Origin of the sequence: Trinickia dabaoshanensis (genome assembly GCF_002879885.1) — a bacterium.
In the GTDB taxonomy this organism is placed as follows: domain Bacteria; phylum Pseudomonadota; class Gammaproteobacteria; order Burkholderiales; family Burkholderiaceae; genus Trinickia; species Trinickia dabaoshanensis.
The window spans coordinates 99,880-123,826 of sequence record NZ_PNYA01000006.1; the positions used below are offsets into that span (position 1 = coordinate 99,880).

At 64.8% G+C, this 23,947-nt stretch carries 23 protein-coding genes; 15 read left to right on the forward strand and 8 right to left on the reverse strand.

The annotated features are described in order from the left end of the window. The first annotated feature begins 44 nt into the window (after nucleotides 1-44). The 5 genes from C0Z18_RS08235 (at nucleotide 45) to C0Z18_RS08255 (ending at nucleotide 4,717) form a co-directional block, all read left to right on the forward strand. Nucleotides 45-983, forward strand: a complete 939-nt coding sequence (locus C0Z18_RS08235) for a LysR family transcriptional regulator (RefSeq protein ID WP_102644911.1) — start codon at nucleotides 45-47, stop codon at nucleotides 981-983. A 124-nt stretch (nucleotides 984-1,107) separates the two neighbouring features. Next, nucleotides 1,108-2,472, forward strand: a complete 1,365-nt coding sequence (miaB, locus tag C0Z18_RS08240) for a tRNA (N6-isopentenyl adenosine(37)-C2)-methylthiotransferase MiaB (protein WP_102644912.1) — start codon at nucleotides 1,108-1,110, stop codon at nucleotides 2,470-2,472. 16 nt (nucleotides 2,473-2,488) lie between these two features. Then, nucleotides 2,489-3,544 carry a PhoH family protein gene (locus C0Z18_RS08245; RefSeq protein ID WP_102644913.1) on the forward strand — a complete coding sequence of 352 codons (1,056 nt, stop codon included), beginning with the start codon at nucleotides 2,489-2,491 and terminating at the stop codon, nucleotides 3,542-3,544. A gap of 22 nt (nucleotides 3,545-3,566) precedes the next feature. Further along, the gene (gene ybeY, locus C0Z18_RS08250; RefSeq protein WP_102644914.1) at nucleotides 3,567-4,049 is read left to right on the forward strand and encodes an rRNA maturation RNase YbeY; all 483 of its coding nucleotides are present in this window, start codon (nucleotides 3,567-3,569) and stop codon (nucleotides 4,047-4,049) included. A 14-nt stretch (nucleotides 4,050-4,063) separates the two neighbouring features. Beyond that, a complete protein-coding gene (locus C0Z18_RS08255) occupies nucleotides 4,064-4,717 on the forward strand; it encodes a gamma-glutamylcyclotransferase (protein WP_102644915.1) in 654 nt (217 codons plus the stop codon). A 65-nt stretch (nucleotides 4,718-4,782) separates the two neighbouring features. Here the strand turns inward: C0Z18_RS08255 and C0Z18_RS08260 are convergent, their stop codons facing one another. Further along, complete coding sequence (locus C0Z18_RS08260) at nucleotides 4,783-5,397, reverse strand: DUF4337 domain-containing protein (RefSeq protein WP_102644916.1); 615 nt, start codon at nucleotides 5,395-5,397, stop codon at nucleotides 4,783-4,785. 191 nt (nucleotides 5,398-5,588) lie between these two features. Between C0Z18_RS08260 and C0Z18_RS08265 the strand changes: the two genes are divergently transcribed. Continuing rightward, complete coding sequence (locus tag C0Z18_RS08265) at nucleotides 5,589-6,482, forward strand: HlyC/CorC family transporter (protein WP_102644917.1); 894 nt, start codon at nucleotides 5,589-5,591, stop codon at nucleotides 6,480-6,482. A gap of 125 nt (nucleotides 6,483-6,607) precedes the next feature. Further along, nucleotides 6,608-8,257 carry an apolipoprotein N-acyltransferase gene (lnt, locus tag C0Z18_RS08270; protein WP_102644918.1) on the forward strand — a complete coding sequence of 550 codons (1,650 nt, stop codon included), beginning with the start codon at nucleotides 6,608-6,610 and terminating at the stop codon, nucleotides 8,255-8,257. Here lnt and C0Z18_RS08275 read toward each other — a convergent pair. Both C0Z18_RS08275 and relB read right to left on the reverse strand, forming a co-directional pair. Then, the gene (locus C0Z18_RS08275) at nucleotides 8,238-8,543 is read right to left on the reverse strand and encodes a type II toxin-antitoxin system RelE/ParE family toxin (protein ID WP_102644919.1); all 306 of its coding nucleotides are present in this window, start codon (nucleotides 8,541-8,543) and stop codon (nucleotides 8,238-8,240) included. The genes lnt and C0Z18_RS08275 overlap by 20 nt on opposite strands. Nucleotides 8,544-8,576: 33 nt before the next feature. Next, entirely contained in the window at nucleotides 8,577-8,855 is a 279-nt protein-coding gene (gene relB / locus C0Z18_RS33830; RefSeq protein WP_332888205.1) for a type II toxin-antitoxin system RelB family antitoxin, read from the reverse strand. Nucleotides 8,856-9,225: 370 nt separating this feature from the next. On the opposite strand from relB, the gene glyQ reads away from it, so the two are divergent. From glyQ to C0Z18_RS08305, 5 genes are read left to right on the forward strand one after another with little or no spacing between them, the layout of a single operon-like run. Then, a complete protein-coding gene (gene glyQ, locus C0Z18_RS08285; RefSeq protein ID WP_102644920.1) occupies nucleotides 9,226-10,233 on the forward strand; it encodes a glycine--tRNA ligase subunit alpha in 1,008 nt (335 codons plus the stop codon). A 15-nt stretch (nucleotides 10,234-10,248) separates the two neighbouring features. Then, nucleotides 10,249-12,366, forward strand: a complete 2,118-nt coding sequence (gene glyS / locus C0Z18_RS08290; RefSeq protein ID WP_102644921.1) for a glycine--tRNA ligase subunit beta — start codon at nucleotides 10,249-10,251, stop codon at nucleotides 12,364-12,366. Nucleotides 12,367-12,388: 22 nt separating this feature from the next. Continuing rightward, nucleotides 12,389-12,946 carry a D-glycero-beta-D-manno-heptose 1,7-bisphosphate 7-phosphatase gene (gene gmhB, locus C0Z18_RS08295; RefSeq protein WP_102644922.1) on the forward strand — a complete coding sequence of 186 codons (558 nt, stop codon included), beginning with the start codon at nucleotides 12,389-12,391 and terminating at the stop codon, nucleotides 12,944-12,946. Between the two features lie 49 nt (nucleotides 12,947-12,995). Continuing rightward, the gene (locus C0Z18_RS08300; protein WP_102645060.1) at nucleotides 12,996-13,802 is read left to right on the forward strand and encodes a lysophospholipid acyltransferase family protein; all 807 of its coding nucleotides are present in this window, start codon (nucleotides 12,996-12,998) and stop codon (nucleotides 13,800-13,802) included. Between the two features lie 6 nt (nucleotides 13,803-13,808). Further along, nucleotides 13,809-14,669, forward strand: a complete 861-nt coding sequence (locus tag C0Z18_RS08305) for a M48 family metallopeptidase (protein WP_102644923.1) — start codon at nucleotides 13,809-13,811, stop codon at nucleotides 14,667-14,669. 35 nt (nucleotides 14,670-14,704) lie between these two features. Here C0Z18_RS08305 and gloA read toward each other — a convergent pair whose 3' ends face one another. Then, nucleotides 14,705-15,094: a lactoylglutathione lyase gene (gloA, locus tag C0Z18_RS08310; RefSeq protein WP_102645061.1), complete on the reverse strand. Its 390-nt coding sequence runs from the start codon at nucleotides 15,092-15,094 to the stop codon at nucleotides 14,705-14,707. Nucleotides 15,095-15,276: 182 nt separating this feature from the next. On the opposite strand from gloA, the gene C0Z18_RS08315 reads away from it, so the two are divergent. Beyond that, nucleotides 15,277-16,227, forward strand: coding sequence for a DMT family transporter (locus C0Z18_RS08315; protein WP_102644924.1), 951 nt, complete (start codon nucleotides 15,277-15,279; stop codon nucleotides 16,225-16,227). 10 nt (nucleotides 16,228-16,237) lie between these two features. On the opposite strand, the gene rsmA is transcribed toward C0Z18_RS08315, so the two are convergent. From rsmA to C0Z18_RS08335, 4 genes are all read right to left on the reverse strand, one after another. Further along, nucleotides 16,238-17,059: a 16S rRNA (adenine(1518)-N(6)/adenine(1519)-N(6))-dimethyltransferase RsmA gene (gene rsmA, locus C0Z18_RS08320; protein WP_199189412.1), complete on the reverse strand. Its 822-nt coding sequence runs from the start codon at nucleotides 17,057-17,059 to the stop codon at nucleotides 16,238-16,240. Nucleotides 17,060-17,121: 62 nt separating this feature from the next. Then, nucleotides 17,122-18,123, reverse strand: coding sequence for a 4-hydroxythreonine-4-phosphate dehydrogenase PdxA (gene pdxA / locus C0Z18_RS08325; RefSeq protein WP_102644925.1), 1,002 nt, complete (start codon nucleotides 18,121-18,123; stop codon nucleotides 17,122-17,124). A gap of 11 nt (nucleotides 18,124-18,134) precedes the next feature. After that, complete coding sequence (locus C0Z18_RS08330; protein ID WP_102644926.1) at nucleotides 18,135-19,502, reverse strand: peptidylprolyl isomerase; 1,368 nt, start codon at nucleotides 19,500-19,502, stop codon at nucleotides 18,135-18,137. An 83-nt stretch (nucleotides 19,503-19,585) separates the two neighbouring features. Next, nucleotides 19,586-21,949 (reverse strand): LPS-assembly protein LptD, encoded by a 2,364-nt coding sequence (locus C0Z18_RS08335; RefSeq protein ID WP_102644927.1) that lies wholly within the window; start codon nucleotides 21,947-21,949, stop codon nucleotides 19,586-19,588. A 225-nt stretch (nucleotides 21,950-22,174) separates the two neighbouring features. Between C0Z18_RS08335 and C0Z18_RS08340 the strand changes: the two genes are divergently transcribed. Together C0Z18_RS08340 and murU are read left to right on the forward strand one after the other, a co-directional pair. After that, nucleotides 22,175-23,206: an aminoglycoside phosphotransferase family protein gene (locus tag C0Z18_RS08340; RefSeq protein WP_102644928.1), complete on the forward strand. Its 1,032-nt coding sequence runs from the start codon at nucleotides 22,175-22,177 to the stop codon at nucleotides 23,204-23,206. A 7-nt stretch (nucleotides 23,207-23,213) separates the two neighbouring features. Next, the gene (gene murU / locus C0Z18_RS08345) at nucleotides 23,214-23,942 is read left to right on the forward strand and encodes an N-acetylmuramate alpha-1-phosphate uridylyltransferase MurU (protein WP_102644929.1); all 729 of its coding nucleotides are present in this window, start codon (nucleotides 23,214-23,216) and stop codon (nucleotides 23,940-23,942) included. The last annotated feature ends 5 nt before the right edge of the window (nucleotides 23,943-23,947 follow it).

A 23,947-nucleotide genomic window follows, 5' to 3' on the forward strand; every position in this document is an offset into this window, starting at 1 on the left:
TTGCCGCGGTCTTTGAATCATTTTCAAACAAAATCGAATAATCGATGGATCGACTCGGCGACATCCGCCTCTTTGTCGAAGCGGCGAGGCTCGGCGGCATCTCGGCGGCCGGCCGCAAACTCGGACTTACCCCGGCCGCCGCGAGCGCGCGTCTCGCCAAACTCGAGGCGTCGCTCAGCACGCGCCTATTCGAGCGCACGACGCGCCAGCTACGCCTGACCGACGAGGGACGTCTTTACCTGCGCCACTGCATGCGCGCACTGCAAGCGCTGGACGACGCCGACGCCGAGTTGCAGGCGGGCCGCACCGTCGTGCGGGGGAAGATTCGGATCTCCACCACGTCGGATTTCGGCCGCGCGATGCTGATAGGCTGGCTCGACGAGTTCAACGCGCGCTATCCGGAGGTGACGTTCGCGCTGACGCTCGCCGATTCGGTATCGAATCTGCTGCACGACGAGATCGACCTCGCGATCCGCTTCGGCGCGCCGAGGGAGGATACGTCGCTGATCGCGCGCAAGCTCGCGACGAACCGGCGCGTGCTCGTCGCGTCGCCCGGCTACGTGGCGCGGCATGGCGAGCCCGACTCGCCCGCCGACCTGGCGCGGTTTCATTGCATCGTCCTCACGATCGCGTCGGGGCCACTGAACGAATGGCGCTTCGTGCGCGGCGAAGCGACCGAGGATTATGTTGTTCCGCTCGAGACCTCGCGCGAGACGAACGACGGCGCCGTCACGCGCACCTGGGCGATCGACGGTCACGGCATCGCCTTGAAGTCGCTATGGGACATCGACGCCGATTTGCGCGCGGGCCGGCTGCGTATCGTGCTGCCCGAGTGGCGCTACGCGTTCGATACGCCGCTGCACGCGCTATTTCACCGCAATCGTTACCGGCCGCCGCGCGTGCGCGCGCTGCTCGACTTTCTGATCGAGCGGTTCGAGGCGGTGGAGCGCGATTGGTCGGCCTTGCCGGGGCTTCGCATCTAGATTCGCCCGCGCATTGGGGGTGCATTGGGGGTGCGATAGGGGTCGGCCCGAACGGCTATAATGTCAGGTCCCACGAATGGCACTACCCGCGCCCCCAGGTCAACCACTGCGAACGGCGAGCTTCATGACCAAGAAAGTTTATGTAAAAACCTTTGGCTGCCAGATGAACGAGTACGACTCCGACAAGATGGTCGACGTACTCGGTGCCGCCGAAGGACTCGTCAAGACGGATTCCCCCGAAGACGCTGACGTCATCCTCTTCAATACCTGCTCCGTGCGCGAAAAAGCACAGGAAAAGGTCTTCTCCGATCTCGGCCGCGTACGCGAGCTCAAGGAAGCGAGACCCGATCTGCTGATCGGCGTCGGCGGCTGCGTCGCGAGCCAGGAAGGCGCCGCGATCGTCGCGCGCGCGCCCTATGTCGATCTCGTCTTCGGCCCGCAGACGCTGCACCGCCTGCCGCAGATGATCGATGCGCGCCGCGCGAGCGGCCGGTCGCAAGTCGACATCTCGTTTCCGGAAATCGAAAAGTTCGACCATCTGCCGCCCGCGCGCGTCGATGGCCCGAGCGCGTTCGTCTCGATCATGGAAGGTTGCAGCAAGTACTGCAGCTACTGCGTGGTGCCCTACACGCGCGGCGACGAGGTTTCGCGCCCGCTCGACGACGTCCTCACCGAAATCGCCGGCCTCGCCGATCAAGGCGTGCGCGAAGTCACCCTGCTCGGCCAGAACGTGAACGCGTATCGCGGCGCTCTGACGGCGGGCGCTAGCGAGATCGCCGATTTCGCGACGCTGATCGAATACGTCGCCGAGATTCCGGGCATCGAACGAATCCGTTACACGACGTCGCATCCGAAGGAATTCACGCAACGGCTGATCGACGTCTACGCGAAAGTCGACAAGCTCGTCTCGCATTTGCATTTGCCCGTCCAGCACGGCTCCGATCGCATTTTGATGGCGATGAAGCGCGGCTATACGGTGCTCGAATACAAATCGGTGATACGCCGTCTGCGTGCGATTCGCCCGGACCTCTCTCTATCGACGGACATCATCGTCGGTTTCCCCGGCGAGACGCAAAGCGACTTCGACAAGACGATGGCGCTCGTGCACGAGATGAGCTACGACACGAGCTTCTCGTTCATCTACAGCCCCCGCCCCGGCACGCCGGCCGCGAATCTGCCCGACGATACGCCGCGCGAGGTCAAGCTCGAACGCCTGCAACATCTGCAAGCGACGATCGAGGCCAACGTCGTGCGCATCAGCGAAGCGATGGTCGGCAACGTCGAGCGGATCTTGGTCGAGCGCCCGGCGCGCAAAGACCCGACCGAACTCGCGGGCCGCACGGCGAACAACCGCGTCGTCAACTTCCCGGCGCCCGTGGCCTCGCACGCCCGGCTGATCGGACAGATGATCGACGTGCGCATTACGCGCGCCTATCCGCATTCGCTGCGCGGCGAGCTCGTGCTCGTCCCGCAGCCGGAACTCGCTTAAGGAATCCACCCTCGCCTTGAAGACCGCACCGTCCCTGGAATTCACCGCGCCGCGCGAAGACAACACGCGCCTTGCCAATCTGTGCGGGCCGCTCGACGAAAACTTGCGGCAGATCGAGCAAGCGCTCGACGTCACGTTGCAGCGGCGCGGCCATCGCATCTCGATCCGCGGACGCGGTGCGAAACTCGCACTCGGCGCACTCGAAACGTTCTATAACCGTGCACGCGAGCCGCTGTCGGTCGACGACATTCAACTCGCGCTCGTCGAAGCGCGCCATCCGGCGAACCGCGGGGCGGCGCAAGACGACACCGCATCGGGCCGCTACGACCCCGACCATCCGTTCGACGAACCGGCCGGCCTCGACGACGAGGACATCGAAGAGCTCGGTCCGAAGCTCTATACGCGCCGCGCCGATCTGCGCGGACGCACGCCCGCTCAACGCGAATATTTGAAGCAGATCGTCTCGCACGACGTGACCTTCGGCGTCGGCCCGGCGGGGACCGGCAAGACTTATCTCGCGGTGGCCTGCGCCGTGGATGCGCTCGAGCGCGACCAGGTCAAGCGCATCGTGCTGACGCGTCCCGCCGTCGAAGCGGGCGAGCGCCTCGGCTTTTTGCCCGGCGATCTCGCGCAAAAGGTCGATCCGTACCTGCGTCCGCTTTACGATGCGCTCTACGATCTGCTCGGTTTCGACAAGACCGCGAAGATGTTCGAGCGGCAAATGATCGAAATCGCGCCGCTCGCCTATATGCGCGGCCGCACGCTGAACCATGCGTTCATCATCCTCGACGAGGCGCAAAACACCACGCCCGAGCAGATGAAGATGTTCCTTACGCGGATCGGCTTCGGCTCGAAGGCCGTGGTCACCGGCGATACGACGCAAGTCGATTTGCCGCGCGGCGCCAAGAGCGGCCTGATCGAAGCGCAGCAGGTGCTCGCGAACGTGCGCGGCATTGCGCTCACGCGCTTCACGAGCGCCGACGTGGTGCGCCATCCGCTCGTGGCCCGGATCGTCGAAGCGTACGATAAGCACACGAAAAAGGACGACGCCGCGCCGATCGATGGCCGGTGACGCGCCAGGACCGAAGCAGCGAATGAACGAGAAAACACCCGCGCCCAAGCTGAAACTGACGTTCCAGTTTCCCGCCGCCAAAGCGTTTCCCGAACACAAGGCGGCGGTTTCGCGCGCCCTCGTCGCGAGCTGGATCAAGGCGGCGCTGATGGCCGACGGCGAGTTGACCGTGCGCTTGGTCGATGCAGACGAAGGCCGCGTGCTGAACCGCACCTATCGCGGCAAGGACTACGCCACGAACGTGCTGACGTTCGCCTACGCCGAAAGCGAGGACGACCCGGTCAGCGGCGACCTCGTGCTGTGTTGCCCCGTTATCGAACGCGAGGCCGCGGAGCAAGGCAAACCGCTCGTCGCGCACTATGCGCATATGATCGTGCACGGCACGCTTCATGCGCAGGGCTACGACCACGAGGACGACGACGAAGCGCAGGAGATGGAAGCGCTCGAGACGCAGATCCTCGCCCGGCTCGGCTTCGCCGACCCGTATGGGGATCGTTCCCGCTAACGTCCGCCTGCACGATGTCCGAAACGACCCAGCCGCCCGCTTCGATCGCTCCCGCCTGCACCGGCTACCCGCCGGTACTCGGCGAAGCGCGCTTGCTGGACGACGGGGAATTGGCCGAATCGCTCACGCGGACGATGAGCCGCTGGGACGGGGCGAGCGATTTATGGCTGTTCGGCTATGGGTCGCTGATTTGGAACCCCGGCATGCCGGCGGCGGAAACGGTGCGAGCGCGCGTGCGCGGCTATCACCGCGGGCTGTATTTGTGGTCCCGCGTGAACCGCGGCACGCCCGAGCAGCCCGGACTCGTCTTGGCGCTCGATCGCGGCGGCTCCTGCACCGGTATGGCATTCCGGCTCGACGGGCAAGGCGCCGAGCCGCATCTACAGGCGCTGTGGCGGCGCGAGATGCCGATGGGCTCCTACCGGCCCGCCTGGCTGCCGTGCTGGCTGGCCGACGGACGCCGCGTCGAAGCGCTCGCGTTCGTCATGCGCCGCGACGTGCCCACCTACACCGGCAAGCTATCGGATGAGATGGTCAGAGCGGTGCTCGGCTGCGCCCGAGGCCGCTACGGCACGACGCTCGATTACGTCTGCCGCACCGTGGAAGCGTTGCGCGAATGCGGGATGCCCGACCGCGCCCTGGAAGCGCTGCTCAGACGTTGCATTTGACGACCACCAACGCCGCGCGCTGAAGACGCCCGGCGGGCGTCCCCTCCTTCCTTCGACGAATCGATTCAGTACCCGGCAAAAGCCGCCAGGCCGACGATCGCGCCGAGTCCGGCCGCGCCGAGCGCCGCGCCGAGCAACCAACGCCGGCGCGTGAGCAGCGTGATCGCCGCCAGCGAAATCGCGATTTGCGTGAGCGTCGTCGCTTGCGCCCAGCGGTGGTGCAGATGCAGTTGCCGCTCGCTCGCGGCGTCGGCTTGCACCACGACTTTCTCGAGCGTTTCGGCCTGGGCTCGAATCTCCGTTTTCTGTTGCGTGTACTTGGCCACGTCGGCGGTGAATTTGGCACTCGACTTCGGATCGGCCGCCGTCAGCGCGGCGCCCAATTCCGCTAGGTTCTGCTTCTCGCCCTTGGCCTGGTAGTAGCTCCATTGATTGGCCGCTTCCGTCTTACGGATCGCCGCCTCGTTTTTGTAAAACAGCGCAAGGCCCTCGGTCGAGCCGCCCTGATACGAGAACACCGCGCCGACCGTCGCGAGGATGGCCGTCATGACGGCGATCCGGCCCGCGAACGGATCGGCCGGCGCGTGGCCGCCCTCTTGATGATGGCCATGGCCGTGGTGGTGCCCGGCATGTTCGAGCGCTTCTTCGTGCGGCCCGCGCACTTCAAACTCTTCCGACATATTTCTTTCGCGCAAAGAAGGTAAAAACGGTGACAGGGCCGCAACCTACGCGCCTCGCGGCGCCCGGCGCGGCGAACCCGGTACGCCTCGCGCACTGTAGCAGGCCGATCGGCTGTAATGGTCCTGCTTTTACGTGGTGTATCCTTTACTCTTTCGTTGACCACGCGTCCAGCCGTGCCGGACGCATCGCCATGAACGACGCCTATCCCAGTCGACGCCATACCGACAAGCCTACCGAAAAACGCTCGCTGCTCGAGCGGCTGACCGATTTCATCTCTCCCGAGCCTGAATCCCGGGGCGAATTGCTCGAAATCCTGCAAGACGCACACGAACGCAACCTGATCGACGCCGATTCGCTCTCGATGATCGAGGGCGTGTTTCAAGTATCCGAACTCTGCGCACGCGACATCATGGTGCCGCGCGCCCAGATGGACGCGATCGATATCGAATGCAGCCCCGAGGAATTCATTCCGTTCGTGCTGGAAAAAGCGCACTCGCGCTACCCCGTCTACGAGGGCAATCGCGACAACATCATCGGCGTGTTGCTCGCGAAGGACCTGCTGCGCTATTACGCGGAAGAATCGTTCGACGTGCGCGGCATGTTGCGCCCGGCCGTCTTCATTCCCGAAGCGAAGCGGTTGAATGTGTTGCTGCACGACTTCCGCATGAATCGCAATCATATTGCGATCGTCGTCGACGAATACGGCGGCGTGGCCGGCCTCATTACGATCGAGGACGTATTGGAGCAGATCGTCGGTGATATCGAGGACGAATACGACTTCGACGAGGAGAGCGGCAACATCATCGCCTCGCCCGACGGACGCTACCGCGTGCGCGCCTTGACCGAGATCGAGCAGTTCAACGAAACGTTCGGCACGCACTTTTCCGACGAGGAAGTCGATACGATCGGCGGGCTCGTCACGCATCACTTCGGACGCGTGCCGCATCGCGGGGAACGCGTGCGCATCGACGATCTCATCTTCGAAATTTTGCGCGGCGACGCGCGCCAGGTGCACGTGCTGCTCGTGCGGCGGGACCCGCTCGCGGGCCAACGCGAACGCGAAGCGCAGCACATCCAAACTTGACGGACGCGGCGAGCGGGTCGGCTCGCGCAAGGCCACGCTCGCATGTATCGCGCCGTCCAGGCGGGCGCTGACCTACCGCGGGTCCCGCTCGTCGTTTATCCACGTCTTTCCGAAGCCGCGTATCCATGGCCGATTCGATTACCTCCCGCTTGCGCGGCAACGCCGCCGCGTCCACGACCAGTTCGGGCCCCGGTGCGCTCTCGCGTTGGCATTACGTCGCCGCGCTGATGCTCGGCGCGCTCAATACGCTTTCGTTCGCGCCGACGCCGCACGGCGGCTGGCTCGAAATCGGCATCTTCGCCGTGCTGTACGCATGGCTCACCCGCACGACAGGCTGGAAGAGCGCCGCGTTGACGGGCGGTGCGTTCGGCTTCGGCAATCTCGTGACCGGCGTGTGGTGGCTCTATGTGAGCATGCATCACTACGGCGAAATGCCGGCGCCGCTGGCGGGTGCGGCGCTCGTGTTGTTTTCGCTATACCTGGCCTTGTATCCGGCGTTCTCGGCGGGGCTCTGGTCGTTTTGCGCGGGTCACGCCACCGGCAGCGCGCGGCGGGACCGTCCGTTTTCGCCGACGTGGCATGGCGCCTTCGCATTCGCGAGCGCTTGGGCGATCGGCGAATGGCTGCGCGGCACCGTGTTCACCGGCTTTCCGTGGCTGGCAAGCGGTTACGCGCAAGTGGACGGACCGCTCGCGGGCTTCGCGCCGATCGCGGGCGTCTATGGCGTCGGCTGGGTACTGGCGCTCGTTTGCGCGCTGATCGTGCAGAGCGTCTGGGCTTGGTTCGCGGCGCCAAGGCGGCGCGCGGCGCTCGTGCTTCCCGCGCTCGTCGCGCTCGCTGTCATGGGCATGGGCATGCTTGCCTCGCGGGTGGCCTGGACCCTGCCCGGCAACGCACCGCTCACCGTTCGCCTGCTGCAAGGCAACGTCAAACAGGAGATGAAGTTCGACGAAGCCGGCGTGAGCGCCGCGCTCGATCTCTACGAGCGCATGATCACCTCGCACGCGGCGGACCTCATCGTCACGCCGGAAACGGCGATCCCGATGCTGCCGCAGCAGTTTCCCGAAACGTTCGGCAGCGCGCTGCGCCGTTTCTCGGACAACACGGGTTCCTCGCTGTTGATCGGCGCGTTCGGCGCCTCGATCGGCACCGACGGCCGATACACCGACGAAACGAACAGCTTCTTCGGCGTGACGCCGGGTTCGCGGCAACTGTACCGCTACGACAAACACCACCTCGTACCGTTCGGCGAGTTCGTGCCGTGGGGCTTTCACTGGTTCGTGCAACTGATGAACATCCCGCTCGGCGATCTCGCGCGGGGCAAGCCGGTGCAGCACCCGTTCATGGTCCACAACCAACCGGTGGACGTGGACATTTGCTACGAGGACATCTTCGGCGAAGAGATCGCGCGCACGCTGCGAGAGGCGGCGGTGCCGGCCGGCATCCTCGTGAACGCGTCGAATCTCGCTTGGTTCGGCGATACGATCGCGCTCGATCAACACCTGCAAATGGCGCGCATGCGTACATTGGAGACGGGGCGGCCGATGCTCGCGGCGACGAACACGGGCGCCACCGCGATCATCGATGCCCAAGGCCGCGTGAGCGCACGCCTACCGGCGTTCACAGTGGGGCAAATCGAAGCGAAGGTGCAAGGAATGACGGGCCGCACGCCTTATATCGCCGTGGGGAACAATCTCGTGCTGGCGATTTCGCTCGTGTTGATCGCGGTGGGGTTTGCGTACGGCCGGGCCGGCGCTAGGTTGGGGCGCAAATAGACTGAGATTCTGGATACTGCTGGCGGGCATGCACAACCGAGAGGATTTCGATGTTCCCGGGGTGCACCCGATAGAAGACGACATAGTTCGGATGCGCGACAAGTTCGCGTGTACCCGGTACGCGTTCACTTTGCCGAAACAAGTACGGGTGTTTCGCCAGCGAAGCAGTAGCCGCATCGATTAACACATAGATGCGCCGAGCGGCTGAGGGGTTTTCTTTCGCAATGAAGCCGACAATCTCAACAAGGTCATTGCGCGCGTCGGGGTGCCACTGGATAGGCAGCATCAGCAACCGGCTGGAGCGCTGTATCGGCTGTCATCAGGACCGGTTGGCGGCCAATCCAGCTTCCGCCGCCCGAATGATGGATTCGACCTCAGCCATTACGTCATCGTGGGCAATCCCCTGGCGGCCGTCTTGCATCGAAGCCCGTACCTTCCCACGGAGCCAGCGTTCATACGCCTCGGCCTCTTTGTCCGTGGCGAACGCCGATGTCATAGGGGGTAGGTCGTGGCTCATGGACCGTAGCTTACACCCCATAGCGATGTTCGATGTCGCCGACATCTCGCTCTTGCGCGACTGAATCATGCTTGCCGTCATTTTTTACTCTCCTTGCTTCGAAAGATCGACTGCCGCTACCACGTACCAGCTACGCGGGCTGGATACGACAAAGACACGACGCTATCGGATATAAGCGGATGCTGAATGGAGGGAGAAAAAAATCAGACTGGTCCTGGGCCCATGCTCGAGTTCGGCACCGATACACCATCGGTCGCGCCGACGCGTTTGCAGCCTCACACCCCGCGACGGACGCAAGCTAGTTCCAATCCGGTAAAATCTAGCGTTTTCACCGCGCGAGCGGCGGCCACCGCCGCGGCCCGCGCTTCGGCCGCCCGGACGGGAGCCCCGATTTTCGCCGGTTTTCCGGCATCGCAGCGGCTCATACGCCGCCTGCCTCGAAAGGCACGACATGCTCACGTTTCAGCAAATCATCCTGACGCTGCAATCCTATTGGGACAAACAGGGTTGCGCGCTGCTTCAGCCGATCGACATGGAAGTCGGCGCCGGCACTTCGCACGTCCACACGTTCTTGCGCGCCGTCGGGCCCGAGCCCTGGCGCGCGGCTTACGTCCAACCGTCACGCCGCCCGAAAGACGGCCGCTACGGCGACAATCCGAACCGCCTGCAGCACTACTACCAATACCAAGTCGTACTCAAGCCCGCGCCCGAGGACATCCTCGATCTGTACCTCGGCTCGCTCGAGGCGCTCGGCTTCGATCTGAAGCAAAACGACGTGCGCTTCGTCGAAGACGACTGGGAAAACCCCACGCTCGGCGCTTGGGGCCTCGGCTGGGAGGTTTGGCTCAACGGCATGGAAGTCACGCAGTTCACCTACTTCCAGCAAGTGGGCGGGCTCGATTGCAAGCCCGTGCTCGGCGAAATCACCTACGGGCTCGAGCGGCTCGCGATGTACCTGCAAAAGGTCGAGAACGTCTACGACCTCGTTTGGACCGAGTGGGAAGAAATGGGCCCGAACGGTCCCGAATTACGGCGCCTCACCTACGGCGACGTCTACCACCAAAACGAAGTCGAGCAATCGACCTACAACTTCGAGCACGCCAACGTCGAACTGCTGTTCACGCTGTTCGGCAGCTACGAGGCCGAAGCGAAGCGCATGATCGAAACGCAGCTCGCGCTGCCCGGTTACGAGCTCGTGCTCAAGGCCGCCCATACGTTCAACTTGCTCGACGCACGCGGCGCGATCTCGGTCACCGAGCGCGCAGCCTATATCGGCCGCATCCGTGCGCTGTCCAGGCTCGTCGCGCAGGCCTATTACGATTCGCGCGAAAAGCTCGGCTTCCCGATGCTCGGCAATCCCGTGCACGGCGTTCCCGGCTTGACCACGGACGAGCAAGACGCCGCGATGCCGGCATGGGCGCCGCCGCTGAAAGTCGAGCGCACGATCGACAAGCAATGACGAGACTTTAAGAACATGAATCAAGCTCCCCAAGCCACGCTGCTCGTCGAACTGCTCACCGAGGAATTGCCGCCGAAGGCGCTGGCCCGGCTCTCCGATGCGTTCGCGCAAAACCTCGTCGACCGCCTCGCCGCGCGCGACCTCATCGACGGCACGCCGTCGTTCGAACGTTTCGCCACGCCGCGCCGCCTCGCCGTGCTCGTCAAAAACGTGCGCGAAGTCGCACCCGAAAAACACGTGCGCGAGAAAGTGCTGCCAGTCTCGGTGGCCCTCGATGCGAACGGTCAGCCTACCGCCCCGCTCGCGAAAAAGCTCGCCGCGCTCGGTTTCCCCGACATGGCGATCGCCGATCTCGAGCGCGCCTCCGACGGCAAGGCCGAGGCGTTCTTCCTGCGCTATGCCGCGCCCGGCGCGACGCTCGCGGAAGGCCTACAAGCCGCGCTCGACGAAGTCCTCGCGCTCGGCAAGCTGCCGATTCCGAAGGTCATGACGTATCAGCGTCCCGATGGTGCGAGCGTGCAGTTCGTGCGCCCGGTGCAGCGTCTCACGGTATTGCACGGCGACCAGGTCGTGCCCGTGACGGCATTCGGCATCGACGCCGGAGACACGACCCTCGGCCACCGCTTCATGTCGGACGGTCTCGTCGGGCTCTTGCACGCCGATGACTACGCCGAGACGCTGCGCACGAAAGGCCGCGTGATGGCGAGCTTCGATGCGCGGCGCGCGAGCATCGTCGAACAGTTGAACGCGCACGCGCACGACGATCGCGTCGTGATGCCCGACGCACTGCTCGACGAAGTCACCGCACTCGTCGAATGGCCCGTCGTCTACGAATGCCGGTTCGACGATCAATTCCTGCAAGTGCCGCAGGAATGCCTGATTCTGACGATGCAGACGAACCAGAAGTACTTCGCGCTGACCGATCACTCGGGCAAGCTGCGCTCGCGGTTTTTGATCGTCTCGAACATCGATACGCAAACGCCCGGCGAAATCGTCGAAGGCAACGAGCGCGTCGTGCGCCCGCGCCTGGCCGATGCCAAGTTCTTCTTCGAGCAGGACAAGAAAAGGCCGCTGGCCGATCGCGTCCCGCTGCTCGCGAACGTCGTCTATCACAACAAGCTCGGCTCGCAACTCGAGCGCGTCCAGCGCCTGGAGGCGCTCGCGCGCGTCGTCGCGCCGTTCGTGTCGGCCGATCCCGCGCTGGCCGCGCGCGCCGCGCGCCTGGCCAAGGCCGATTTGCTGACCGATATGGTCGGCGAGTTCCCCGAACTGCAGGGCACGATGGGCACGTATTACGCGCGCCACGACGGTGAGGCCGAGGAAGTCGCGCTTGCTTGCACCGAGCACTATCAACCGCGCTTCTCGGGCGACGCGTTGCCCGCGACGGCGGTCGGCACGGCCGTCGCGCTCGCGGACAAGCTCGAAACGCTCGTGGGCATTTGGGGCATCGGCCTCGTGCCGACGGGTGAAAAAGATCCGTTCGCGCTGCGTCGTCACGCACTCGGCGTGCTGCGTATCCTGATCGAAAAGCAATTGCCGGTGGATCTCGTCGCGCTGCTGCGCGAAGCGGTCGGCTGCTTCAGCGCCACGCCGCAAGTCGCCGACTGCACCGACGCGCTGTACGCCTTCTTCATGGATCGCCTACGCGGCCTGCTGCGCGAGCGCGGCCACGCGGCAAGCGAGATCGAAGCCGTGCTGAGCCAGCAACCGAGCAAGCTCGACGACATCGTCGCGCGGCTCGACGCCGTGCGCGAATTCTCGGCGCTTCCCGAAGCCGGCGCGCTGGCGGCCGCCAACAAGCGCATCGCGAACATCTTGAAGAAGTCGGAGGCGGATGCCGCCGCGGCGGCAGCGGCAACGGTGCAACCCGCGCTGCTCGTCGAGCCGGCGGAGCGTTCGCTGAACGAGGAATTGAAGAAAGTGGCGCCGGCGGTCCAAGCGCAACTCGGGCAGCGCGACTATACGCGTGCGCTCTCCGCGCTCGCGGCGCTGCGCGAACCCGTCGATACGTTCTTCAACGACGTCATGGTGAACGCGGAGGACAGCGCGCTGCGCCAGAACCGGCTCGCCCTGTTGGCCGAGCTGCACGCGCAGATGAATTGCGTGGCCGACATCTCGAAACTCGCGGCGTAACCGAGGCGAACGAGACGCGTATATGACTTCCGCCAAGAAGCTCGTCATCCTCGATCGCGACGGCGTCATCAACGTCGACTCGGATGCGTTCATCAAATCGCCCGACGAGTGGATCCCGATCCCCGGCAGCCTCGAGGCGATCGCGCGGCTCAATCAGGCCGGCTACCGCGTGGCCGTTGCCTCGAACCAATCCGGCATCGGCCGCGGTTTGTTCGATATGGCCACGCTGAACGCCATGCACGTGAAGATGCATCGGGCGGCCGCCGTCGTCGGCGGCCGTATCGACGCGGTGTTTTTCTGCCCGCATACGGCGGAAGACCACTGCGAGTGCCGCAAGCCGAAGCCCGGCATGCTCCAAATGATCGTCGACCGTTTCGAAATCGATCCGGCCGCGACGCCCGTGGTCGGCGACGCCCTGCGCGATTTGCAGGCCGGCGCGGCGCTCGGCTTTCCGACCTACCTCGTGTTGACGGGCAAAGGCAAGAAGACGCTCGCGGCCGGGGGGCTGCCCGAGGGCACGAAGGTGTACGACGACTTGAAAGCGTTCGTCCTGTCGTTCCTCGCGGATCAGCACGAATGACGCGCACGCGCGCTTGATTGCCAACCGATCGAAGACACCGATGTCATTTATCCGCTTTATCCGGTCACTGCTGCTGTTTCTGTACTTCGTCGTCTTCACGGTTCCGTACGCGACGGCATGCTTTATCGCCTTCCCGTTCATGAACGCCGATCGCCGCTACTGGATGGCCGTCGGCTGGTGCCGCGCCACGGTCGCGGTCGTACGATTCCTGAACGGTATCGACTATCGCATCGAAGGCTGGGAAAACCTGCCGAACGGTCCCGCCGTACTGCTCTCGAAGCACCAATCGGCCTGGGAAACGCTGGCCTTCCCGGCGATCATGCCGCGCCCGCTGTGCTACGTCTTCAAGCGCGAACTGCTCTACGTCCCCTTCTTCGGCTGGGCGCTGGGCATGCTCAAGATGGTTCACATCGACCGCAAGGAAGGCAAATACGCGTTCGCCTCCGTCGTCAAACAAGGACGGCTGCGCATGAGCGAAGGCGCATGGGTGATCATGTTTCCGGAAGGCACGCGCACGCCGGTCGGCAAGCAGGGCAAGTACAAGACGGGCGGCGCTCGGTTCGCGATCGACGCCGGCGCGCCCGTCGTGCCGATCGCGCACAACGCCGGCCACGTATGGCCGCGCAATTCGTTCCTCAAGTACGCCGGAACGGTGACCGTTTCGATCGGCAAGCCGATCGACTCGACAGGTCTCACGCCCGACGCGCTCAATGCGCGGGTCGAGGCGTGGATCGAAGCGGAGATGCGCCGAATCGATCCGGGCGCGTATCAAGATGCCGACGGTGCCGCACCGAACGCCGGCCGTCGCACACAAGAGCGCGGCGCATCCGACCGCACGGATGCCGCTCGCGGCTGAGCACCGATGCCCAAATCCGCCAAGCCCCCGCAAGCGATCAGCCCGCAGCTCGACCTGCCGCTCTTCGCGGGCACGGGCGATGACGGCATAGGCGTGGCCCCGCCGCCACCGGTCCCGCCTCGGCAGGACCCCATGCCGAACGGCGCGAAGCTGCGACGGTTGACGTTAGGTGGGCGCACGCTCGAGTACGCGTTGAAGCGTTCGGCGCGACGCACGATAGGGTTTTCGATCGACGGCAGCGGCTTGGCGATCACGGCCCCGCGCTGGGTCACGTTGGCCGACATCGAGACGGCGATCGCCGCCAAAGAGCGCTGGATTTTCACCAAGCTCGCGGAGTGGCAAACCCGCGCCGAGCAACGCGCCTTGCCACGCATCGAATGGCGCGACGGCGCGCAGATTCCCTACCTCGGCAAGCCCGTGCGCATCGCGCTGGGCTCCGCACAGGCGGCGCTCGCGTTCGATGCGCAGGCTGGCGCGCTGGCGCTCGCCCTGCCCGCGCACGCCGACGCCCAGCAGATCAAAGACCGCGTGCAAGGCTGGCTCCAGACGGAAGCCAAACGCGTATTCGGCGAACGGCTCGCCTACTATGCCGACAAACTCGGCGTCGCGTACAAGGGCTATGCGCTCTCGTCCGCGGCCACACGCTGGGGCAGTTGCTCGAGCGACGGGCGCATCCGTTTGAATTGGCGGCTGATTCACTTCCCGCTGTCGATCGTCGATTACGTCGTCGCGCACGAACTCGCGCATTTGCGCGAGATGAATCACAGCCCGCGCTTTTGGCAAACGGTGGAGTCGATCTTCCCCGAGTTCCGCGAGGCGCGGCACACGCTGAAGCACCATCCGCCCGAATTGCTGCCGGCGCTTTGAGCGTGCACCCGCCGCGCGGCTGCGGCTTGCGGCGCCTACCGCGTCTTCTTCTGGATGAACTCGATCTTGTAACCGTCCGGATCTTCAACGAACGCGATCACCGTCGTGCCGTGCTTCATCGGACCGGCTTCGCGCGTCACCGTCCCGCCTTGCGCCTTGATCTTTTCGCAAGCGGCGTAGGCATCGTCGACCTCGATGGCGATATGACCGTAGCCCGCGCCCAAATCGTAGGCCTGCGTATCCCAGTTGTGCGTGAGTTCGAGCACCGCGCCTTCGCTTTCGTCGGTGTAGCCGACGAAAGCGAGCGTGAAACGCCCCCCGGGATAATCGTCTCGGCGTAGGAGCTTCATACCGAGCAACTCGGTGTAGAACTTCAATGAGCGGTCTAGATCGCCGACTCGCAGCATCGTGTGCAGCAATCGCATGGTGAACTCCGGTTTCGTCGAAAAGTGCGAATCTACCAAGAAAGCGGTCATGCCGCTCGCCCTGTCGCCGGTGGGGTTACTGCGCACGACCGCAGCGCGCGAGCCGGTCTTTTGATAAGGTACGCCAGCGCGCAGTCCGAACATGGAGCGCGAGCGTGTCCCGTCCTATCGATCGAGCTCAGATGAACACCGCAGCAGCAATCGCCGCACCGGCACCGGTGCGCCGTGCCCCCGACACCTTCGCCATCGCGCTGATGGTCCTGCTTTGCGCCATCTGGGGCCTGCAGCAAGTCGCGATCAAATCGACGAACGGCGCGCTCGGTCCGATGCTGCAAGCGGGCTTGCGTTCCACCATCGCCGCGGTGCTCGTATGCGGTTGGGCTAGGCTGCGCGGCACGCCGCTGTTCAAGCGGGACGCAACGTTTGGTCCGGGTTTGCTGGCCGGTGTCCTCTTTGCCGGCGAATTCATCTGCATCTTCGCGGGGCTCACGTTGACGAGCGCGTCGCGCATGGCCGTGTTTCTCTATACGGCGCCCTGCTTCACGGCGCTCGGCTTGCACGCGTTCGTCGCTGGTGAGCGCATGCGCCGCCTGCAGTGGTACGGCGTGGCGCTCGCCTTCGCCGGCATCGCGCTGGCGTTCGCCGACGGCTTCGCACGATCGGCACCCGGTACGTCGAGCGCCGCGGGGGTGCTCGGCGACGCCCTGGGCGTACTGGGGGGCATCATGTGGGCGTCCACCACGGTCGTCGTGCGCGCCACCTCGCTTTCGCACACGAGCGCGAGCAAGACGCTGTTTTACCAACTTGCGGTCTCGGCCGTGATCTTGCTCGCACTGGCCTTCGCGCTCGGCGAAGAGCGCCATGTCCATGTCACGCCGCTCGCCTTGGCGAGCCTCGGCTATCAAGCGGTGGCGGTGGCCTTCGTGAGCTATTTGACCTGGTTCTGGTTGCTCACGCGCTATACCGCCTCGCGCCTTTCCGTCTTCTCGTTTCTCACGCCGCTGTTCGGCGTGGCGTTCGGCGTCCTGCTGCTCGGCGAATCGTTCAGCAGCCGCTTCGTGCTCGCGGCCGCGCTGGTGCTCGGCGGTATCGTGCTCGTGAACGCGCCGTCACGTCCCGCCGCAGCCAAGTAGGCGCTACGCGTTACGCGGGACGCGGGCCGAGCGTCTGTGCCACGCGCACGTATTCGTCGACGGGCACATCCTCGGCGCGCCGGGCCAGGTCGAAGCCCATTCCCTCGAAATCCACGCGATCGCGGTAGGCGGCCAGTGTGTTGCGCAGCATTTTGCGCCGCTGCGAGAATGCAGCCGTCACGAGTTCGCCGAACACCGCCATATCGACGGGCGCGAGCTCTTGCGGCGTGTACGGAATCATCCGCACGATCGCCGAATCGACCTTCGGCGGCGGCTGAAACGATTCGGGCGGCACATCGAGCTGCTTATCGATCGAGTATCGGTACTGAAGCATCACCGACAACCGGCTGAACGCCTTGGTGCCCGGCTCGGCCACCATCCGCTCCACCACTTCGTTTTGCAGCATGAAGTGCTGATCGACGACGATGGGCGCGAACGACATCAGGTGAAACAGCAGCGGACTCGAAATGTTGTACGGCAAATTGCCGACGATGCGCAGCGTGGGCCGCTCGCGCGTATCGACGAGCGAGGCGAAATCGAATGCCAACGCGTCGCCCTCGTGCAGCGCGAGGCGCTCGCCGAACTTCTCGCGCAACCGGGCGATAAGATCGCGATCGAGTTCCACCGCGTGCAACGGCGAGTCGGGCGTCGCCAGGCGTTCGACGAGGGGCTCGGTCAACGCGCCGAGACCGGGCCCGATCTCGACCATCCGTTGCCCGCGCTCGGGCCGGATCAGATCGACGATCGAATCGATGATGCCGTGGTCGACGAGAAAATTTTGACCGAACCGCTTACGCGCGAAATGGCCTTGATGCTGTCTGCTGGTGGACATCGAGATCGTGAAAAAACCGAAAGGAACGAAAAACGCCGCGAGAGCACGCTCGCGGTGATCAATCAGCCGGCGCGGCGATGGCGCGCCATCGTCACCGCCGTATCGATGGCGGCGATCATACTGCCCGCGTCGGCCCGCCCCGTGCCCGCGAGATCGAGCGCGGTTCCGTGATCGACGGACGTGCGGACGATCGGCAGGCCGAGCGTGATATTGACGCCTTCGCCGAAGGTGGCGTACTTCAGCACCGGCAACCCTTGATCGTGGAACATCGCGAGCACGCAATCGGCCTCGTCGAGATAACGCGGCTGAAAAAGCGTGTCGGCCGGATAGGGGCCGCGCGCGTCGATGCCGCGCTCGGCCGCCCGCGCAAGCGCGGGTGTGATGATGTCGATCTCTTCTCGCCCCAGATAGCCGTTCTCGCCCGCGTGCGGATTCAATCCCGTAACCAGGATACGCGGCACGGGCAAGCCGAAATCGCGCTGCAAATCGTGATGGATGATGGCGATCGTTTCGACGAGGCTGTCGATGCCGAGCGCGCCGGGCACGTCCTTGAGCGGCAAATGCGTTGTCGCCAACGCCACGCGCAACGGACGAGGCCCGGTGCCGGCCAGCATCATCACCACGCGAGCCGTATGCGTGCGTTCGGCCAGATACTCCGTGTGTCCGGTGAACGGCACCCCGGCATCGTTGATCGTGCTCTTTTGCAGCGGTGCCGTCACGATCGCATCGAACGCGCCGCTCAGCGCGCCATCGATGGCATCGTCGAGCAGGCCGAGCACGTAGCGGCCGTTCGCCGCATCGAGCCGGCCCGCGTGCGCGGGAACGGAAAGCGCGCGGTGTCCGAGACTAACGTGGCCCGCCGCGAGCAACGCCGCCCATTCCACGCCGACGGCACCCGCTCGAGCCTCGAGCAACGCGGCATCGCCCAGCACGGTGAAGTTCACCCCCGGCCAATGGGCTTGCGCGCCGGCCAGTGCGGCCACCGTCAGTTCGGGCCCGACGCCGGCCGGTTCACCCGTCGTGATCGCGATGTTCAGAGGGGCAACCGCCGCGGCGCGCGTCATCGTCTATCGGCTCACTGCTGCGCGATCGGGCCGCCGATCTTGTATTGCACGTAGGCCGTGTCGCGCAACTGACGCAGCCAGTCCGAATACGCCTGCTCGGCCTTGCGCTGACCGATCGCCTGACGCGCCAAATCCATTTGGTGCTGAACCGAGCCCTCGGCCTCGCGACGGCCTTCCACTTGAATCAAGTGATAGCCGTATTCGCTGCGAACGGGTTCGCTGATTTCGCCGTCCTTCAGATCGTTCATGGCCCGTTCGAACTCCGGCACCGTTTCGCCGGGGCTGATCCAGCCGAGATCGCCGCCTTGCGACGCCGAACCGTCTTGCGAGTACGTACGCGCGAATTGCGCGAAATCGCCGCCCGCCTCGATCTGCTGCCGGATGTCGAGCAGCTTTTGCCGCGCGGCCGCTTCCGACTGCCCTTCGCCCACGCGAATCAGGATATGGCGCACGTGCGTTTGCACGAGCTTGGGCGCATCGGCCGCCGATCCGCCGACGCCGATCCGCCGATCGACGAGGCGCAGCACCTCGAAACCGTCGTCGGTACGCACGAGATCGGCCGCGAGCTCGCCGGGACGCAACTGCGACACGGCTTTCACGAACGCGTCGGGCAAATTGCCCGGCGCCTTGAAGCCCAAATCGCCGCCTTGCTTGGCGTCGGCCGCCTGCGAATCGTCCTTGGCGAGCGACTCGAACTTGCTGCCGCTCTTGGCCTGCTGCAAGATCGCCTCGGCCTTCTTTTGCGCGGCCGCCACCACGTCGGGCGCCGCGCCGGCCGGCACCTTCACGAGAATGTGTTCGATACGCAGATCCTGCTGCGCCCGGGCGCCCGGCCCGCGCTGGCTAGCGATGTAGTTCGCGACCTCGGCGTCGGACACCGTCACCTTGCTGTCGACTTCTTTTTCGCGCAGCTTCGACAGCGTCAGCTCGTTGCGGGCGTCGCGCGTAAAGACCGACCAGGGCACCCCTTCCGCCTCGATGCGCGAGCGATAGACGTCGAGCGGCAAGTTGTTGGCGGCGGCCAGCCGTTGCAGTGTCTTTTGGATGTCCGCATCGCTCACGACGATGCCGTCTTCCTTGGCCTTTTCGAGCTGGATGCGCTCGAGCACCATTTGATCGAGCACTTGCGAGCGCAGTTGATCCTGCGGGGGAACGGGGGCGTGCTGCTGCTGGAGCCGCCGGGCGATCAGGCCGACACGCTCGTCGAGCTCACGGACGGTGATCACGTCGTCGTTCACGATGGCCGCGACGGAGTCGACCGTCTGACCGGCCGTTTTTGCACTCAACGCCTGTGCCATGGCCGGCGTTGCCGGCGCAAGAGCGGCGGCGGCCAGGACGGCCGCAAGCGTTGCCAAGCGAAGCTTATTCACGATTGCCACAGATGCTCCAAATATCTTGGGCCGCTTTTCGCGCCCCTTTTTTTCGCGCTTGAGCCGGAAAGCCCTACGCGTTGCTCGTCGGCTCACTCGTAATTGGTGAACCGAGCCAACGGCGGCGGCGCGGGCGGCGGCGGCTGGTAACCCGCCACCCCGGCGCGGAACGCCCCCACCAGCCCGTTGTCGACGTTCGAAAAGCCCTTGAGCGTCAATTGCGCCAGCACGCGGGTGGACGAAGTGTACTGCCCCGTCGAATTGAAACCGTTCGCGAAGCGCTGCGCACCGATGCCCAGGACCCAGCAATCGGCATCGTACTGGAAGCCGACGAGCCCGTCGACGAGGCGATGCCCCGACAGATCGTAGTTGAACCGGCCGACGGCATACAGTCGATGCGTAAGGGGCCACTCGGCCGAAACCAGAATCTGATTGATTGGCTGATTGCTGAGCAGCTTGTTGGCGCGCGTATATCGATAGGCCACGTTGACGACCTTGCGGTCGTCCGGACTGAACCCGAAACCGACGCTGGCGCGCACGAGCTGATCGTCGTCCGCATTATATTGGAACGCCGTTTCCGACGAAAAACCGGCCCCGAGCTTCAGCGAAGCGCCCGCGAGCAAGTCGGAATGGCCGGTCGGCGGCGTGGGCGTGGACGTGTCGAGCGAGACGCGCTGGTCGGTGAAGTAATACTGCTGCGCGATCACGAAACGCGCGCGTTCGTCGCCCGTCGCGGGATTGATGAACCGGGTCGTCAACGCGGCCGTGAGGCGGTTCGCATCCGCGATACGGTCGTTGCCGACGAACGTATTCGGCGTAAATATCTCGGCCAGGCCGAAGTCCGATTCGGCCGTATCGAACAGCGGCGCGAACGACTGATCGCGGTACGGCGTGTAGACGTAGTACAGCCGCGGCTCGAGCGTCTGGATGTAATCGTCGCCGAACAATCGCATGGAGCGGTCGAACACGAGCCCCGTATCGAAGCTGAACGTCGGGATCGATTCGGTGAACGACTTCGGCTGCCCCGCCGGCGCCGAGCTCGCGATGTTGCTCAGATCGTATGACGCGAAGTGCCACTGCACTTTCGGCACGACGAAGTAGCCCGGCCCGATGAGCCCGTACGAGACGTACGGGTTGAACACCACGCGGTCACCTTCGGTCGCATCCGACGACGTGATGCGGAACCGCGTGTAGTCGGCCTCGGCGCCGAAGTCGAACCCGCCGATGTCGTACTGCGTGTATTTGACGTTCAGTTCCGGCTCGCGGCCGTACGGCGGAGCCGAACCCTGCAACGTCTGCCAGTGCTGCGCGCGCGCGAGCACGGACCACGGGCCGTTCGAGTAAGTCAGTCCGGCTTCCTGCTGGAACAGCAACTGCGTGCCGATCAGGAACTGATTGGTCGCCGTCGCCAGATCTTGCGCGTAGCTGTTGTCCGAGACCCGGTTGTACGACACGTACGCGCCGAACCCATGACCGAGATTCTGGCTGTGCTGCCAATAAACCGCGTACCGGTTCTCATGCTTGAGCGCATCGTTCGGCAGAAACTCCGCGGTCAGCGTGCCCGCGTAGGTCGGCGACAAATACCGGAACATCGCCTGCGTTTGGACACCGCGCTTCGAGATGATGCGCGGAGTCAGCGTCAAGTCGCGGTTGGGCGCGATGTTGAAGTAATACGGTATCGAGACTTCGAAGCCGTTCGTCGAGCCCATCGAAAACTGCGGCGGCAGCAAACCGCTATGCCGGTCGCTGTTCAGCGGAAACGATAGCCAAGGGCTCGCGAAGATCGGCACGCCCTGGAAAAACAGCACGCCGTTATGCGCGACGCCTTGCTCCTCGCCCGTATCGAAATCGAACCGGCTGCCGCGGATGTACCAGGAAGGATCGGCGCATTGGCAGGCCGTATAGGTCGCGCTCGTGAACTCCGAGCGCTCGCTGTCGAGCATATCGACCCGCTCGGCGCTGCCCGAGCCGCCGTTCGAGTTGAAGTGGTACTTCGGCATCGGCATGTAGCCTTGGCTCGCTTCCACCTTCAAATGCGCTTCGGGCCCCGCGAACAGCACGCCGTTCTCGATCACGCGCACGTTGCCGTACGCATCGGCCATATCGGTGTCTTGATCGTAGTGAAAGGCATCGGCCTTCACCACGGCGACGTTGCGGCGCAGTTCGGCCGCCCCTTTGATCGCGATGCCTTGATCGGCCGTGCCGTCGGCTGCGTCGCCCGTCACGAAGGTGGCGGGCGCGCTTCCCGGCCTCAACGGATGTTCTTGCAGTTGCGGATCGAGCCGCAAACCCCACGGCGCATCGATCGGCTGCGGCTGGGCAGCCGCGCCGGACAGTTGCGCATGCGAAATGGCGGGCATGAGGCCCGGCACGGCGATCAGTGCCGCGGCGAGCCGCCTCATGCGCGGCAGTCTATCGCCGGGGAAATTCGTGAAAAAGGGCTGTCTAGGCGGCATCTATGGTTTGGCGAATCGGCTCGGCGGCGGGCTTTACGCCCGTCGCACGTTATCCGTCCCGGGCGCGAACAGGCGGCGTATCGCGGCGCGGGCCTGCGACACGCGCGCACATGCGCGCGGCGAAGCGGTCGAACGCAGCCGTGCGAAAGCCGACACGGGAACAGGGCGCAACGTAAAAAGTCGTCGGGTATTATATGGCAAGACGTTTTGCCCTCAGTTCAGACAATGACCAATTCCCCCGCCGACACCCGGCGCGATGCCCTCGCCGCCTGGCTCGGCACGTTCGCGCACCGCTACGGCCTCGACCTGCCAACGCTCGCCCCGGCCTCCGCCGACGCCAGTTTTCGCCGCTATTTCCGGCTCGCGGCGCCTGCGCACGGCGCTTCGCTGATCGCCGTCGATGCCCCGCCGCCCGAAAAATGCCGCGAGTTCGTGCAAATCGCCCAAATGCTGGCCGATGCCGGCGTGCATGCGCCGCAGGTGCTCGAGTGCGATTTCGACGCCGGCTTCATGCTCGTCACCGATCTAGGCACGCGCACGTACATCGCCGAAATGGACCCGAGCGATACCGCGCGTGCGAAGCCGCTGATGCGCGACGCGATCGGCGCGCTGATCCGCTGGCAGTCGAGCTCGCGCGAAGGCGTGCTGCCCCCGTTCGACGAAGCGTTCCTGCGCCGCGAGATGGAGCTGATGCCCGAGTGGTTCGTCACGCGGCATCTGGGCAGGGAAGTCGACGAAAACATGCGCGGCATCCTCGACCGCACCTACGCCCTGCTGATCGCCAGTGCGCGCGCGCAGCCGCAAGTGTTCATGCTGCGCGATTTCATGCCGCGCAACCTGATGGTCTGCGAGCCCAATCCCGGCGTACTCGATTTTCAAGATGCGGTGTACGGACCGATCACCTACGATATCGCGTCGCTGCTGCGCGACGCGTTCATTAGTTGGGACGAGGAGTTCGAGCTCGACTGTTTTGTCCACTATTGGGAGCGCGCGAAGAAGGCGGGTCTGCCGGTCGATCCCGATTTCGGCGAGTTCTATCGGCAAATCGAATGGATGGGGCTTCAGCGGCACATCAAGATCCTAGGTCTGTTCGCGCGGCTTCATTACCGCGACGGTAAGGCGCGCTATTTGAGCGACTTGCCGCGCATCATCGGCTACGCGCGCAAGGTCGCCGAGCGCTACAGGCCGCTGGCGCCGTTCGCGCGATTGCTCGACGAGCTCGACAGCCGTTCGCCGCAAGTCGGCTACACGTTTTGAAAGGGCCATGACCTTTACGCTCACGACGGCCATGATCTTCGCCGCGGGCCGCGGCAAGCGGATGCGTCCGCTCACGGACACGCGGCCCAAGCCGCTATTGGAAGTGGGCGGCAAACCGCTGATCGTTTGGCAGATAGAGCGCCTGGCGCAAGCGGGCATCACCACGATCGTGATCAACCACGCTTGGCTCGGCGAGCAAATCGAGCGCACGCTCGGCGATGGCGCGCGCTACGGCGTGCGGCTCGTGTATTCCGCTGAACCCGAAGCGCTCGAAACGGCAGGCGGCATCGCGCAAGCACGAGCGCTGCTCGAATCCGGGGGGGCGCCTTGCGTATTCGCGGCGGTGAGTGGAGATGTCTTCTGCGAGTTCGATTACTCGCGCCTGCACGAGGCGGCCGCGCGCATGGCCGCGTCGGCGCAGCCGCGCATGCACCTCGTCATGGTGCCGAATCCGCCGTTTCATCCGCTAGGCGATTTCGCGCTCGATACGGCGGGAAGCCTCTCACTCGAAGGCGCCCAACGCTACACCTTCGGCAACATCGGCGTATACGACACGCGTATGTTCCATGCACTCGCGCCAGGCGAGCGCCGCGCGCTGACGCCGTACTATCGCGATACGATCCGCGCGGGACTCGCGAGCGGCGAGCTTTACGAAGGGCTCTGGGAAAACGTCGGCACACCGGCCCAATTGCATGCGCTCGACGCCGCGCTACGCGAGGGCCGCGCGGGCCGCTGACCGCG